The sequence below is a fragment of the Bradyrhizobium sp. P5_C12 genome, assembly GCF_054049735.1.
Window position 1 is genome coordinate 41,139 of the sequence record NZ_JBFULU010000016.1, and the last position, 14,866, is coordinate 56,004.

Here is a 14,866-nt window from a genome sequence, read left to right on the forward strand (position 1 = left end):
ATGGATTCGAAGATCATGACCGCGCTTGGCGACCGCGTGCTCACGCTCGGGCCGCAGCCTGTGGCCGACGGCCCGTACAAGCATTTCAAGCTGACGCGCGATGCCGACGGCGTCGCCTGGCTGCTGTTCGACCGCGCCGATTCCAGTGCCAACACGCTCTCGTCGGACGTGATGGAGGAGTTCGATGCCGTGCTCGCGGCGATCGAGACCGAGCGCCCCGCCGGCCTCGTGATCCGCTCGGCCAAACCCTCCGGCTTCATCGCGGGAGCCGACGTCAACGAATTCCGTGGCGCCAGCGATCCCGGCATGGTCGAGACACGGATCCGCGCCGCGCATGCGGTGGTCGACCATCTGGAAGCCTTGAGGTTGCCGACGGTCGCGGTCATCCACGGCTTCTGCCTCGGCGGCGGGCTCGAGGTTGCGCAGGCCTGCCAGTCGCGCATCGCCATCGACGGCGCGCGCTTCGGCTTCCCCGAGGTGATGCTGGGCCTGCATCCCGGCCTCGGTGGTACCGCGCGCTTCACCGCGCTGGTCAATCCGACCCAGTCGATGGCCCTGATGCTGACCGGCCGCACCATCGATGCGCGCCGCGCCAGATCACTCGGGCTGGTCGACACCGTGACGCAGGAGCGTCACGTCCAGAACGCGGTGAAGGACGCGCTGTTCGGCCGGCTCAAGCGGGCGCGGCCGGGCCTTCTGACCCGGGCGGCGAATTTCGGACCGGTGCGCGGGCTTCTGGCCAAGCGCATGCGCTCGGAGGCGGCGAAGGCCGCATCGCGCGAGCACTATCCGGCGCCTTACGCGCTGATCGATCTCTGGGAGACCCATGGTGGCCGCAAGGCCGCGATGCTGACGGCGGAGCAGGCGTCCTTCGCCAAGCTGATGGTGACGCCGACGGCGCAGAACCTGATCCGCGTGTTCTTCCTGCGCGAGCAGATGAAGAAGGCGGCCGGCTCCGGCAGCACGGTGAAGCATGTCCACGTCATTGGCGCCGGCGCCATGGGCGGCGACATCGCCGCCTGGTGCGCGGGGCAGGGTGTGCGCGTCTCGCTCGCCGACATGAAAGCGGAGCCGATCGCGGGCGCGGTGAAGCGCGCGGCCGAGCTTTACGGCAAGATCATCCGCAAGCCGACCGAGGTGCGCGACGCGCTCGATCGCCTCATCCCCGACATGGACGGTGAAGGCGTTCGCAACGCCGACCTGATCATCGAGGCGGTGCCGGAAAAGCTCGAGCTGAAGCAGAAAATCTATGCCGGTCTCGAGCCGAAGATGAAGCCGGGCGCGATTCTGGCGACCAACACCTCGAGCATTCCGCTCCAGGATTTGCGCAACGGTCTGGCGCGCCCGGAGCGGCTGGTCGGCCTGCATTTCTTCAATCCGGTGTCGCGGCTGCAACTGGTCGAGGTCGTCAGCCATGACGGCAACGATGCGCAGGTTCTGAAAGAGGCGCTCGCCTTCGTCGGCGCGATCGACCGCCTGCCGCTGAAGGTCGAGAGCTCGCCCGGTTTCCTCGTCAACCGCGCGCTGACGCCCTACATGCTGGAAGCGATGGTGATGCTGGACGAGAAGACCGATCCGCGCCTGATCGACGCGGCGGCCGAGCAGTTCGGCATGCCGATGGGGCCGATCGAGCTTGCCGACCAGGTCGGGCTCGACATCTGCCTCGACGTCGGCGACATGCTGCGCACCAAATTCGGCGATCTCTTGCCGCCGACGCCGGCCTGGTTGCGCGAGAAGGTTGCGAAGGGCGAGCTCGGCCGCAAGAGCGGCAAGGGCTTTTACGTCTGGCGCGACGGCAAGGCGGAGAAGGCGCCGTTGCCCGAGACCGGCCCGCGCGTGACCGACCAGATGATCGACCGGCTGGTGCTGCCGATGTCCAACGTCTGCGTTGCCGCTCTTCGCGAGGGCATCGTCGACGATGCCGACATGGTTGACGGCGCCATGATCTTCGGCACCGGTTACGCGCCGTTCCGTGGCGGGCCGCTGAATTATGCGCGCACACGCGGCGTGGAGAACGTTGTATCCACCTTGCGCGCGCTGGCCGAGCGATTCGGCGGACGCTTTGCGCCCGATCCGGGCTGGGACAGTTTCAAGTGAGAGACGTATGAACGAACACAGGAGCACCGAGCCGAGCGGCGATCTCTGCATCCGCACGCTGGCGATGCCGGCCGACACCAACGCCAACGGCGACATCTTCGGCGGCTGGCTGCTGAGCCAGATGGATGTCGGCGGCGGCGTGTTCGCCTCGAAAGTCGCGAAGTCGCGCACCGTGACGGTCGCGATCGAGGCGATGAATTTTCGCAAAGCCGTCTATGTCGGCGATCTCGTCTCGGTTTACGCCAATCTCGTGCGTGTCGGGCGCACCTCGCTGACCGTGCATCTCGAAGCCTGGGCGCTGCGGCGCAGGGAAGCGCATCCGTTCCTCGTCACCGACGGCAACTTCACCTATGTCTCGATCGACGATCACGGCCGTCCGCAGCCGATCAGCCAGGCCGACACACCGATCGCGACCTAACCGCGCGCACTGCACCGCAAGCGCGACAGATGGCCCGTTCCTGCGTCGCGTCTTCGCCAAGAACAAGTCATAAAACGGATGAGGTCCCGGCGTACTCAATTGGGTGTCGATTCGGGGTGGAAACGGCCTCAAATGCCCAGGAACCTTTGGGCAGCAGTGTCGTTATTTGCCCGCACTTGAGGAATCCACGGGCCATGCCGGACAGCTACATCATCGAAGTCGATTCGCAGACCGCAGGTATCGTCGTTCGTTCCCAAGGAGGCTACTGCTTCTTCGCCTCATCCCACCGCTTCAACCGCCTCGAAGGCCAGATCTTCCGCAACGCGCGCGAAGCCGAGCGCGCTGCGCGCAAACTGGTTAACGGTGATGTGAAGGAGGCGGCATAATTTTCCGCCTGCCGTTCCGGGCCGCGCAAAGCGCAGGTCGGAATTTTTTGCAGCCTTCCCTTCTCCCCTTGTGGGAGAAGGTGGCGCGAAGCGCCGGATGAGGGGTTGTTTCAGCGAATTCAACTGTGAGAGATCCGCTCGCGGAGAAAGACCCCTCACCCGTCTCGCCGCTGCGCGGCGAGCCACCCTCTCCCACGAGGGGAGAGGGGAAGAGCCGTCATCACAGCTTCGTCGCGGCGCGCGACAAGAGCTTCCAGTCGTCGCCCTGCTTCTGCCAGTTCATCAGGATGTGAAGGTTGGTCGGCACTTTTTTCCCATCGGCCGCCATCTCCTGTTCCGCCATCCAGTGGAAGCGTACGATCGCGGTGGGGCCGACGACCTTGATTGTCGGGTCCTTGTACTCGATCGACAGGAATTTTGATTTGCCGTCGGTGGCGTTGGTGACGAACGTCGCCTTGTCTTCGACCTTGCCGTTGGAATGGCTATAGCTAACCTCGTCGGCGCAGAGTGCGCCGAGAGCTTTCGGGTCGGCCGCAATCTGGGCGAGGCGGAAAGCCTCGACCTTCTTCGCCACGGCCTCTTCATCCGCCGAGGCAGCCAGTGCCGGGGCTGCGAGCGCAAGTGCCGAGACTGCAAGAGTCGAGAGAGCCAGGCCTGAGATAGACAAGTCGCGTCGGTTGATCATCGTTTCCTCCTTTTTGATCTTGTGCCGAGTGTTGCAGCCGCGCGCGACTTTGTCGAGTGTCACCTCGCCGTCATGCGCATGCGTCATTGCGCGATCGCGGCCGTATTGATACGTCTTTCGCATCGATGCATCGCGCTTTTGGGAAAGTACGGAAATGATTGAGGCGATCGGCAGGGAGATGAGCAGGGCGTTGCTGTTCGATATCGACGGCACGCTTGCCAACACCGACCCGCTGCACCTGAAGGCGTTCAACGCGGTGCTCGGTCCTCGCGGCCATGTCTTCGATCACGCGCGCTTCTCGAGGGAGCTGCAAGGTTTCGCCAATGTCTCGATCGGCGAGCGTTTTCTGCCCGACGAGGCACCGGAACGGCGCGCCTTGATCCTCGATGAGAAGGAGGAAGTCTTCCGCGCGCTGGTGGCCGGGCAGATCGAGCCGCTGCCGGGCCTGATGTCGCTGCTCGACCGGGCGGACGCGGCCGGCATTCCCATGGTCGCCGTGACCAACGCGCCGCGCCTCAACGCGGAGCTGCTGCTCTCCGGCCTCGGCATCACGCACCGCTTCAAGGCGATCGTGATCGGCGACGAGCTGCCGCACGGCAAGCCGCACCCGCTGCCCTATCAGGAAGGGCTGCGCTGCGTCGGCGCGAGGCCGGAAAGCTCGGTCGCATTCGAGGACTCCCGCACCGGCGTGCAATCGGCCACAGCGGCCGGTATTCCGACCATCGGGATCCGCACCAGCCTTGGCCATGCCGACCTCGTCGCCGCCGGCGCGATCGCGTCCGCGACTGCCTTCGACGATCCGGACCTGCTCGCGCGCCTTGCCGCCGCCATGACTTGGTAAGACATGACTTGGTAACAAATGGCGTGGTGAGGCGGCTCGCCCGTTAACCCCTGATCGGCTCCTGCATTGACCGATCGCGCGAACCGCCGCACCATGCGGCTGTCTGATGTGAGGCTCCCGCCGTGACCGGATTGACCCATCGCCAAGCCGAAATCCTCAACATCGCGCGCGCCTCGGGCCGCGTCATGGTCGAAGAGCTCGCGCGCCGCTTCGAGGTCTCGGCGCAGACCATCCGCAAGGATCTCAACGATCTCTGCGAACGCCGCTCGCTGACCCGCATCCATGGCGGCGCCATCATCGCCTCCGGCGTGGAAAACCTCGCCTATGAGGCGCGCCGCTTCGTCGCCGCCGACGAGAAGAAGGCGATTGGGGCGGCGGCCGCCTCGCTGATCCCGAACGGCTGCTCGCTGTTCATCAATATCGGCACCACGACGGAGGAGGTCGCCAGCGCACTGACCTCGCACGAGGACCTGCTCGTCATCACCAACAATCTCAACGTCGCCATGCTGCTCTACCGCCATCCCCGCATCGAGGTGGTGGTCGCCGGCGGCACGGTGCGGCGTGCCGACGGCGCCGTGGTCGGCTCGACCGCGACGCAGCTGATCGGCCAGTTCAAGGTCGACTACGCCATCATCGGCGCGTCCGCGATCGACGAGGAGGGCGCGCTGCTCGATTTCGACTATCGCGAGGTGCAGGTGGCCCAGGCCATCATCGCCAACGCCCGCAGCGTCATGCTGGTGGCGGATTCGACCAAGCTTCGGCGCAGCGCCCCGGTGCGCATCGCCCATATCAGCCAGATCCAGACCTTCGTGACCGACCAGGAACTGCCCGAGCGCCTCGCCACGATCTGCCACAGCAAGGGCATCGAGGTGGTCGAGGCGATGCCGAAGGCGGCGGATATCGATGACTCTCAGGCCGAGGTGCAGGACCCCGCGCCCGAAGCCGCGCCTGTGGTCAGGCTGCGATAGCGGCCTCTTACCCTCCCCTGGAGGGGGAGGGTCGATCGCGCGTAGCGCGAGCGGGGTGGGGTGACAGTCCCTCCACCCTGAACACTGCCCGTTTGGAGAGATCACCCCACCCCGGCGCTTCGCGCCGACCCTCCCCTCCAGGGGAGGGTGGCACCGCTGCTGCCTATTCCTTCACCACCCTGCCCACAGAAAAAGTTCCGCTTTCGCTTCTCTTCGCCTCTCTTTCATCTTGCTTTCGCTTTTCGGTGTGATCTAATCAAAAACGAAAGTAGTCGCTCGATGGAACGAGCGGTCGCCGGGGGATGCGTCTGTTGGAGCGTATTTTCGACCTCGCCATTATCGGAGGCGGTGTTAACGGCTGCGGCATCGCGCGCGACGCGGTGGGCCGTGGCAACACGGTTTTCCTGTGCGAAATGAACGATCTGGCGAGCGGGACGTCGTCCTGGTCGACCAAGCTCGTGCACGGCGGCCTGCGTTATCTCGAATATTACGAGTTCCGCCTGGTCCGCGAGGCGCTGATCGAGCGCGAAATCCTCTGGGGCATCGCGCCCCACATCATCCGCCCGCTGCGTTTCGTTTTGCCGCATCATGCGGGCCTGCGCCCGGCCTGGCTGCTGCGCCTCGGCCTGTTCCTCTATGATCACATCGGTGGCCGTCATCTGCTGCCGGCGACCCGTTCGGTCGACCTTCGGCGTGACGAGGTCGGCCGCCCGCTGATCCCGAATCGCTATACCCGCGCGTTCGAATATTCCGACTGCTTCGTCGATGACGCCCGCCTCGTCGTGCTCAACGCGCGCGACGCCGCCGACAAGGGCGCCGAGATCCGCACCCGCACCCGCGCCTCCGAGATCCGCCAGGCCGACGGCATCTGGACCGTGAGCATGGTCGACACGCTGACCGGTGCGCGCTCGCAGGTCCAGGCCCGCGCGCTGGTCAATGCCGGCGGGCCCTGGGTCGAGGACGTGCTCGGCCGCGGCGCCGGCATCAATGCCAAGGCCAAGGTGCGCCTGGTGCAGGGGTCGCACATCGTGGTCAAGAAGCTCTACGACCATGACCGCGCCTACATGTTCCAGAACGCCGACGGCCGCATCATCTTCGTCATTCCCTATCAGGATGATTTCACATTGATCGGCACCACCGACCGCGACTATGACGGCGATCCCGCCAAGGTGAAGGCGACGGCCGAGGAGATCCAGTATCTCTGCACCGCTGCCAGCGAATATTTGGCCAAGCCGGTCACGCCCGGCGACGTGGTCTGGACCTATTCCGGCGTCCGTCCGCTCTATGACGACGGCGCCAACGAAGCCAAGGCCGCGACCCGCGACTATGTGTTCGAACTCGACATGCCCGGCGGTGCGCCGCTGCTGTCGATCTATGGCGGCAAGATCACGACTTATCGCCGCCTCGCCGAAGAGGCGCTGGAACGGCTCGCGCCCCATCTTCGCAGTGCGAAAGCGCGCGAGGGCTGGACCGGCAAATGGCCGCTGCCCGGCGGCGACATGGGTGTGTCCGATGTCGACGGCCTGATCGCCGAGCTGCAGCGCGGCTATCCCTTCCTCAGTCACGAGCACGCGCGGCGTCTGGCGCGCGCCTATGGCACGCGTGCCATCAAGCTGCTCGGCGATGCGAAATCGGCGGCCGATCTCGGCCAGTCCTTCGGCGCCACGCTGACCGAGCGCGAGGTCCGCTACCTCATGGCCAATGAATGGGCGGTGACGGCCGAGGACATCGTCTGGCGCCGCTCCAAGCTCGGCCTGCGACTATCTGCCGACGAGATCGCGGCGCTTGACGACTGGATCAGGACCCACGCTTTGCCGCAAAGTCCCCTGCTGGAAGCGGGAGGACGCCCATGACCGTGACACTCGATCACGTGACCCGGACCGTCGACGGGATCCCGCACATCCGCGACGTCTCGCTGACGCTCGAGAGCGGCACGCTCAACGTGCTGCTCGGGCCGACGCTGTCGGGCAAGACCTCGATCATGCGGCTGCTCGCCGGCCTCGACAAGCCGACCACGGGCAAGGTGCTGGTCAACGGCAAGGACGTCACCGGCGTCGACGTGCGCCAGCGTTCGGTCGCGATGGTCTATCAGCAGTTCATCAACTATCCCTCGTTCACGGTCTATGAGAACATTGCCTCGCCCCTGCGCGTRCAGGGCAAGCCGCGCGACGAGATCGAGAAGCGTGTCGCGGAGGCAGCGCGGCTGCTCAGGCTCGAGCCGTTCCTGAAGCGCACGCCGCTGCAGCTCTCCGGCGGCCAGCAGCAGCGCACGGCGATGGCGCGTGCGCTGGTGAAGGGCGCCGATCTCGTGCTGCTCGACGAGCCGCTCGCCAATCTCGACTACAAGCTCCGCGAGGAGCTGCGCACCGAGCTGCCGCGCATCTTCGAGGCCTCGGGCGCGATCTTCGTCTATGCCACCACCGAGCCGACCGAAGCCCTGCTGCTCGGCGGCAACACGGTGTGCATGTGGGAGGGGCAAGCGCTCCAGATCGGCGAGACGCCCAACGTCTACCGCCGTCCGCAGACCCTGCGGGTCGCCCAGGTATTCTCCGATCCGCCGCTCAACCTCGTCGGCATCGAGAAGAAGAACGGTTCCGTGCAATATGCAGGAGGCATCGCCGCGCCGGCGTCCGGTCTCTATTCCTCTCTCGCCGACGGCGCCTATCGCGTCGGATTTCGCGCGCATCAGCTTGCCCTCGCCAATGGCGAGACTGACCGCCATGCCTTCCATGCCACGGTGACGGTGACCGAGATCACCGGTTCGGAGAGTTTCGTGCATCTGACCCGCGACGGATCGAACTGGGTGGCGGTGTTACACGGCGTGCACGAGTTCGAGCCCGGCCAGACCATCGATGCCGTGCTCGATCCCAACGACGTCTTCGTCTTTGACGCGGCCGACCGTCTGGTCGCCGCGCCTGGCTCATGAGGGAGATGCGTCATGGCCCGCATTGACCTCGTCGATCTCGCCCATTCCTACGGCGGCAATGATGCGCCGCAGGAAAGCTTTGCACTGAAGCCGGTGACCATGACCTGGCGGCAGGGCGGCGCCTATGCGCTGCTCGGGCCGTCCGGCTGCGGCAAGACCACGCTGCTCAACGTCATCTCCGGCATCATCACGCCGTCGCGCGGGAAGATCATGTTCGACGGCCAGGACATCACACCGCTGTCAACCCAGAAGCGCAACATCGCCCAGGTGTTCCAGTTTCCGGTGATCTACGACACCATGACGGTGGGGCAGAACCTGGCGTTCCCGCTGAAGAATCGCGGCGTGCCGAAGGCCGAGATCGACAAGCGCGTCGCCGAGATCGGCCGCCTGCTCGACCTTGAGCCCTATCTCAATCGCAAGGCGACGCGCCTCACGGCGGATGCCAAGCAAAAAATCTCGCTCGGCCGCGGCCTGGTGCGTTCCGACGTCGCCGCCGTGCTGTTCGACGAGCCGCTGACGGTGATCGATCCCGAGCTGAAATGGCAGCTTCGCTCGAAGCTGAAGGCGCTGCATCGCGAGCTCGACCTCACGATGATCTACGTCACCCACGACCAGACCGAGGCGCTGACCTTCGCCGACACCGTTGTCGTCATGCATGACGGACGCGTGGTGCAGAGCGGCACGCCGGCGGAACTGTTCGACAAGCCGGCGCACACCTTCGTCGGCTATTTCATCGGCTCGCCCGGCATGAACATCCTGCCGGCCGAGGTGAAGGGGCGCGAGGCGCGGATCGGCGGGAACGTCATCGCGCTCAACCGCAGCTATGACAACCTGCCTGCCGGCGCCAAGATCGAGATCGGCGTGCGTCCGGAGTTCGTCGACGCCGTCGCGCCCGCACCCGGATTGCTCAGCGCGAAKATCGACCGCATCGACGACCTCGGCCGCATCCGCTTCGCGCGCGTCCGCATCGGCGAGGCCAAGATCGCGGCGCGCGCGCCGGCGGGCTTCACCGGCTCGGACGGCACCGCCGGGTTGAAATTCGATCCGTCGCATGTCCACGTCTATGCCGACAGCCTTCTGGTGGAGGGAGCCGCCTGATGGACAAGACTATCAACCAAAAAGCCTGGTTCCTGGTGCTGCCGGTGTTCCTGGTCGTCGCCTTCTCGGCGGTGCTGCCGCTGATGACGGTGGTGAATTATTCGATGCAGGACACGTTCGGCAACAACCAGTTCTTCTGGAACGGCGTCGGCTGGTTCAAGGAATTGCTCGATCCCTCGACCGATCTCGGCGGCCGCTTCCTGGCCTCGCTCGGCCGCAACCTGTTCTTCTCGATGGTGATCCTCGCGATCGAGGTGCCGCTCGGCATCGTCGTCGCGCTGTCGATGCCGCGCCAGGGCTGGACGGTGGCGGCCTGTCTCGTCATCCTCGCGCTGCCGCTGCTGATCCCGTGGAACGTGGTCGGCACGATCTGGCAGATCTTCGGCCGGCCCGACATCGGCCTGCTCGGCTATACGCTCAATGCGATGGGCATCGACTACAACTACGTGTCCAATGCAGTCGACGCCTGGATCACCGTCATCGTGATGGACGTCTGGCATTGGACCAGCCTGGTCGCACTGCTCTGCTATGCCGGCCTGAAGTCGATTCCCGAGGCCTATTACCAGGCGGCGCAAATCGACGGCGCCTCGCGCTGGGCGGTGTTCAAGGCGATCCAGCTGCCGAAGATGAACCGCGTGCTGCTGATCGCGGTGCTGCTGCGCTTCATGGACTCGTTCATGATCTACACCGAGCCGTTCGTCGTGACGGGTGGCGGACCCGGCAACTCGACGACGTTCGTGTCGATCGAGCTCGTCAAGATCGCACTCGGCCAGTTCGACCTCGGCAAGGCCGCCGCGCTGTCGCTGGTGTACAATCTGATCATCCTGATCGTCTGCTGGATCTTCTACACCGTCATGACCAATGCCGGAGTCGAACGCAAAGTCGAGGCCGAGACCGAGGCGGCAGCGGAGCCCAAGCCTTTGGCCGCGCTCAAGCCCGTGACTGCACTCAAGCCAAAGGAAGGAGTGGCCTGATGCACTCAATTCCCGGCCGCCGCCTCATCATGGCGCTGTTCTTGATCTTCCTGCTGTTGCCGATCTACTGGCTCATCAACATGAGCTTCAAGACCAACGCCGAGATCGTCTCGACGATGACGCTGTGGCCGCATACCCCGACGCTCCAGCACTACAGGCGCATCTTCACCGACGAGAGCTGGTATTCCGGCTACATCAATTCGCTCGAATACGTCGTCCTCAACACCATCATCTCGATTTCGGTGGCGCTGCCGGCGGCCTACGCCTTCTCGCGCTACCGCTTCCTCGGCGACAAGCATCTGTTCTTCTGGCTGCTGTCGAACCGCATGGCGCCGGCTGCGGTCTATGCGCTGCCGTTCTTCAACCTCTATTCGGCGATCGGGCTGTTCGATACGCCCTGGGCGGTCGCGCTCGCGCACTGCATCTTCAACGTGCCGCTGGCGGTGTGGATCCTCGAAGGCTTCGTCTCCGGCGTGCCGCGCGAGATCGACGAGACCGCCTTCCTCGACGGCTATTCCTTCCCGCGCTTCTTCATCAAGATCCTGGTGCCGCTGATCGCGAGCGGCATCGGCGTTGCCGCCTTCTTCTGCTTCATGTTCTCCTGGGTCGAGCTGCTGCTCGCGCGCACGCTGACCTCGGTGCATGCCAAGCCGATCGCGGCGATCATGACGCGCACGGTGTCGGCGGCCGGCATGGACTGGGGCTTGCTCGCGGCGGCCGGCGTGCTCACCATCATTCCGGGCGCACTCGTGATCTGGTTCGTCCGCAACTACATCGCGAGCGGTTTCGCGCTCGGCCGGGTTTGAGGGAGGGGCTTATGGAATCCATCGCATGGATGGCCTGGACGCCGCCGACAGCGATATTCTTCGTCGCGCTCGCCTGCACGCTTGCCGTGATGACCTGGCTTGCTGCCGTCTATCCCGAAGCCGAACGCGTCGGCGTGCTGCGCATTCCGACCACGCGCGGCGACCGCCTGTTCGTCTCGCTGATTACGGCGGCCGTCATCCATCTCGCCTGGATAGGCCTGGTCGGCACCGACGCGATCGCCACGCTGCCGATAGGTGAGGAGGGCTTCGAGATTTCGAGGCTGTGGCTCGCAAGTGGAATTTCGCTGGTCACGGCCGTGCTTATTTTCCGCACGGTCTGAAGCTCGCGAAGGGACGGCCAGATCCGGGACCAACCCGGGCCTGTATAAAAGTTTGTCGCTGCAACGGAGGAACAACATGCGACAGTTTAGGAGAAGGAAAGGTCCATTGACCAAGAGCAGTTTTCTGACCATGTCCAGCGCCGCTGCAATCGTTGCAGTGTCGTTCGCCGTCTCGGCGCCGGTCCGCGCCGCTGACGACGCCGCGATCCAGAAGTGGATCGCCGAATTCCAACCTTCGACGCTGTCGAAGGACGAGCAGAAGAAGGAGCTCGAGTGGTTCGCCAAGGCCGCCGAACCCTTCAAGGGCATGGAGATCAACGTCRTCTCCGAGACCATCACGACCCACGAGTACGAATCGCAGACGCTGGCCAAGGCGTTCTCCGAGCTCACCGGCATCAAGCTCAAGCACGACATCATCCAGGAAGGTGACGTCGTCGAGAAGCTGCAGACCCAGATGCAGTCCGGCAAGAACGTCTATGACGGCTGGATCAACGATTCCGACCTGATCGGCACGCACTTCCGCTACGGCCAGACCATCGCGCTGTCGGACTACATGACCGGCGAGGGCAAGGACGTCACCGACCCGATGCTCGACGTCAACGACTTCATCGGCAAGTCGTTCGGCACCGCGCCGGACGGCAAGCTCTATCAGCTGCCCGACCAGCAGTTCGCCAACCTCTACTGGTTCCGCTACGACTGGTTCACCAACCCCGACTACAAGGCGAAGTTCAAGGCCAAGTATGGCTACGAGCTCGGCGTTCCCGTGAACTGGTCGGCCTATGAGGACATCGCCGAGTTCTTCACCAACGACATCAAGGAGATCAACGGCGTCAAGGTCTACGGCCATATGGACTATGGCAAGAAGGACCCCTCGCTCGGATGGCGTTTCACCGACGCCTGGCTGTCGATGGCCGGCAACGGTGACAAGGGCATTCCGAACGGTCTGCCGGTCGACGAATGGGGCATCCGCATGGAAGGCTGCCGCCCGGTCGGCTCCTCGGTCGAGCGTGGTGGCGACACCAACGGTCCGGCCGCGGTCTACTCGATCACCAAGTACCTCGAGTGGATGAAGAAGTATGCTCCGCCGCAGGCTCAGGGCATGACCTTCTCCGAGTCGGGTCCGGTGCCGGCGCAGGGCAACATCGCCCAGCAGATGTTCTGGTACACCGCCTTCACCGCCGACATGGTGAAGCCGGGTATCGCCGTGATGAACGCGGACGGTACGCCGAAATGGCGTATGGCTCCGTCGCCGCACGGTTCGTACTGGAAGGAAGGCATGAAGCTCGGCTACCAGGACGCCGGTTCGGCGACACTCCTGAAGTCGACCCCGGCTGACCGCCGCAAGGCGGCCTGGCTCTATCTCCAGTTCATCGTCTCCAAGACGGTGTCGCTGAAGAAGAGCCATGTCGGTCTCACCTTCATCCGTGAATCCGACATCTGGGACAAGTCGTTCACCGAGCGTGCGCCGAAGCTCGGCGGCCTGATCGAGTTCTACCGCTCGCCCGCGCGCGTGCAGTGGACCCCGACCGGCAACAACGTGCCCGACTATCCGAAGCTGGCGCAGCTGTGGTGGCAGAATATCGGCGATGCGTCGTCCGGTACGAAGACGCCGCAAGCCGCGATGGATTCGCTTGCCGCCGCGCAAGACTCCGTCATGGAGCGTCTGGAGAAGTCCGGTGTGCAAGGGGCCTGCGGCCCGAAGCTGCACAAGAAGGAAACGGCCGAGTACTGGTTCGCCAAGGCCCAGAAGGACGGCACCATCGCGCCGCAGCGCAAGCTCGCCAACGAGAAGCCGAAGGGCGAAACGGTCGACTACGACACGCTGATCAAGTCGTGGCCGGCCACCCCGCCCAAGCGCGCCTCGCTGCAGTAACGCACGCCGCATAACGACGAAAGGCCGGGAGCAATCCCGGCCTTTTTTCTTTTGGTGAGTCAGGTGCGTTGCCTCCACATCGTCATTGCGAGCGCAGCGAAGCAATCCAGACTGCTACCCGCGGAACGATTCTGGATTGCTTCGCTACGCTCGCAATGACGAGACTGTGGGACGGCCTTACCGCACTCACAACTGTCATCGCCCGCGAAGGCGGGCGATCCAGTACGCCGCGGGCTCTCGGATGAATCTCACTGCTGGTGGCATACTGGATGCCCCGCTTTCGCGGGGCATGACAGCGCGCTGGGGAAAAAACTACTCCGCTGCCTCAGCCGGCTCCAGCGCCGGGTAATCCGTGTACCCCTTCGCGCTGCCGCCATAGAACGTGTTCTTGTCCCAGTCGTTCAGCGCTGCGCCCTTCTTCAGGCGCTCGACGAGGTCGGGGTTCGAGATGAACGGCTTGCCGAAGGCGATGAGATCGGCCGCGTTCGCGTCCAGCACCTTGGTCGCGAGATCGAAGTCGTAGCCGTTGTTGGCGACATAGGCGCCGGCGAAGCGCTTGCGCAGGCTCGCATAGTCGAACGGCGCGATGTCGCGCGGGCCGCCGGTGGCGCCTTCGACGACATGGAGATAGACCAGCTTCAGCGCACTGAGGCCATCGACGATATGGTCGTACAGGGCCTGCGGGTTCGAATCCGAGATATCGTTGGCCGGCGTCACCGGCGAGATGCGGATGCCGGTGCGCTCAGCGCCGGCTTCGGAGACGACGGCCTTGGAGACCTCGAGCATCAGCCGGGCGCGGTTCTCAATCGAGCCGCCATAGGCATCCAGGCGCTTGTTGGTGCCATCCTTGGCGAATTGCTCGAGCAGGTAGCCGTTGGCGCCGTGGATCTCGACGCCGTCGAAGCCGGCCTCGAGCGCATAGCGCGTGGCGCGCTTGAAATCGTCGATAATGCCTGGAATTTCGGAAAGCTCGAGCGCGCGCGGCTCGGAGACGTCGGCGAAGGTGCCGTTGACGAAGGTCTTGCCCTTGGCGCGGATCGCGCTCGGCGCCACCGGGGCTGCGCCATTCGCCTGGAGCGCGGTGTGCGAGATGCGGCCGACATGCCAGAGCTGGATGAAGATCTTGCCGCCGCGCTCATGCACGCGGTCGGTGACCTTGCGCCAGCCGGCGGCCTGGTCCTTGGAGTAGATGCCGGGCGTATCCTGATAGCCCTGGCCCTGCTGCGAGACCTGGCTCGCTTCGGTGATCAGCAGGCCTGCGGAGGCGCGCTGGCCGTAATAGTCGGCGGCGAGGGGACCTGGCACGAAGCTGCCGGGCACGGCGCGGTTGCGCGTCAGGGGCGCCATCACGAAACGGTTCGCGAGCGTGATCGGGCCGAGCTTGTAGGGCTCAAACAATTTGGTCGGACGGCTCATGGGATTGCTTCCAGGCGGTGAGAGATCTGGAACACTT

The 14,866-nt window shown here is 64.7% G+C and carries 14 protein-coding genes; 12 read left to right on the forward strand and 2 right to left on the reverse strand.

Annotated features, from left to right (window positions below; translation table 11 throughout):
• The 3 genes from ACXJMY_RS16570 (at position 1) to ACXJMY_RS16580 (ending at position 2,901) form a co-directional block, all read left to right on the forward strand.
• The gene (locus ACXJMY_RS16570; RefSeq protein WP_456620404.1) at positions 1-2,097 is read left to right on the forward strand and encodes a 3-hydroxyacyl-CoA dehydrogenase NAD-binding domain-containing protein; all 2,097 of its coding nucleotides are present in this window, start codon (positions 1-3) and stop codon (positions 2,095-2,097) included.
• Between the two features lie 7 nt (positions 2,098-2,104).
• Positions 2,105-2,515, forward strand: a complete 411-nt coding sequence (locus ACXJMY_RS16575) for an acyl-CoA thioesterase (protein ID WP_456620405.1) — start codon at positions 2,105-2,107, stop codon at positions 2,513-2,515.
• A 194-nt stretch (positions 2,516-2,709) separates the two neighbouring features.
• Positions 2,710-2,901, forward strand: coding sequence for a hypothetical protein (locus ACXJMY_RS16580; RefSeq protein WP_456620406.1), 192 nt, complete (start codon positions 2,710-2,712; stop codon positions 2,899-2,901).
• Between the two features lie 220 nt (positions 2,902-3,121).
• Here ACXJMY_RS16580 and ACXJMY_RS16585 read toward each other — a convergent pair whose 3' ends face one another.
• A complete protein-coding gene (locus ACXJMY_RS16585; protein ID WP_456620494.1) occupies positions 3,122-3,586 on the reverse strand; it encodes a nuclear transport factor 2 family protein in 465 nt (154 codons plus the stop codon).
• A gap of 154 nt (positions 3,587-3,740) precedes the next feature.
• On the opposite strand from ACXJMY_RS16585, the gene ACXJMY_RS16590 reads away from it, so the two are divergent.
• The 9 genes from ACXJMY_RS16590 (at position 3,741) to ACXJMY_RS16630 (ending at position 13,413) form a co-directional block, all read left to right on the forward strand.
• Complete coding sequence (locus ACXJMY_RS16590; RefSeq protein ID WP_456620407.1) at positions 3,741-4,427, forward strand: HAD family hydrolase; 687 nt, start codon at positions 3,741-3,743, stop codon at positions 4,425-4,427.
• A gap of 122 nt (positions 4,428-4,549) precedes the next feature.
• The gene (locus ACXJMY_RS16595) at positions 4,550-5,395 is read left to right on the forward strand and encodes a DeoR/GlpR family DNA-binding transcription regulator (protein ID WP_456620408.1); all 846 of its coding nucleotides are present in this window, start codon (positions 4,550-4,552) and stop codon (positions 5,393-5,395) included.
• Between the two features lie 302 nt (positions 5,396-5,697).
• Complete coding sequence (gene glpD, locus ACXJMY_RS16600; protein WP_456620409.1) at positions 5,698-7,248, forward strand: glycerol-3-phosphate dehydrogenase; 1,551 nt, start codon at positions 5,698-5,700, stop codon at positions 7,246-7,248.
• Positions 7,245-8,321, forward strand: coding sequence for an ABC transporter ATP-binding protein (locus tag ACXJMY_RS16605; protein ID WP_456620410.1), 1,077 nt, complete (start codon positions 7,245-7,247; stop codon positions 8,319-8,321). The genes glpD and ACXJMY_RS16605 overlap by 4 nt, the downstream gene beginning before the upstream one ends.
• A 12-nt stretch (positions 8,322-8,333) precedes the next feature.
• Positions 8,334-9,419 (forward strand): ABC transporter ATP-binding protein, encoded by a 1,086-nt coding sequence (locus ACXJMY_RS16610; protein WP_456620411.1) that lies wholly within the window; start codon positions 8,334-8,336, stop codon positions 9,417-9,419.
• Positions 9,419-10,393 carry a carbohydrate ABC transporter permease gene (locus ACXJMY_RS16615; RefSeq protein WP_456620412.1) on the forward strand — a complete coding sequence of 325 codons (975 nt, stop codon included), beginning with the start codon at positions 9,419-9,421 and terminating at the stop codon, positions 10,391-10,393. The genes ACXJMY_RS16610 and ACXJMY_RS16615 overlap by 1 nt, the downstream gene beginning before the upstream one ends.
• Positions 10,393-11,199 (forward strand): carbohydrate ABC transporter permease, encoded by an 807-nt coding sequence (locus ACXJMY_RS16620; protein ID WP_456620413.1) that lies wholly within the window; start codon positions 10,393-10,395, stop codon positions 11,197-11,199. The genes ACXJMY_RS16615 and ACXJMY_RS16620 overlap by 1 nt, the downstream gene beginning before the upstream one ends.
• Before the next feature lie 11 nt (positions 11,200-11,210).
• Complete coding sequence (locus ACXJMY_RS16625) at positions 11,211-11,540, forward strand: DUF2160 domain-containing protein (protein WP_456620414.1); 330 nt, start codon at positions 11,211-11,213, stop codon at positions 11,538-11,540.
• Positions 11,541-11,670: 130 nt separating this feature from the next.
• Complete coding sequence (locus tag ACXJMY_RS16630; protein WP_456620495.1) at positions 11,671-13,413, forward strand: ABC transporter substrate-binding protein; 1,743 nt, start codon at positions 11,671-11,673, stop codon at positions 13,411-13,413.
• A gap of 312 nt (positions 13,414-13,725) precedes the next feature.
• On the opposite strand, the gene ACXJMY_RS16635 is transcribed toward ACXJMY_RS16630, so the two are convergent.
• The gene (locus tag ACXJMY_RS16635; RefSeq protein WP_456620415.1) at positions 13,726-14,829 is read right to left on the reverse strand and encodes an alkene reductase; all 1,104 of its coding nucleotides are present in this window, start codon (positions 14,827-14,829) and stop codon (positions 13,726-13,728) included.
• Between the last annotated feature and the right edge of the window lie 37 nt (positions 14,830-14,866).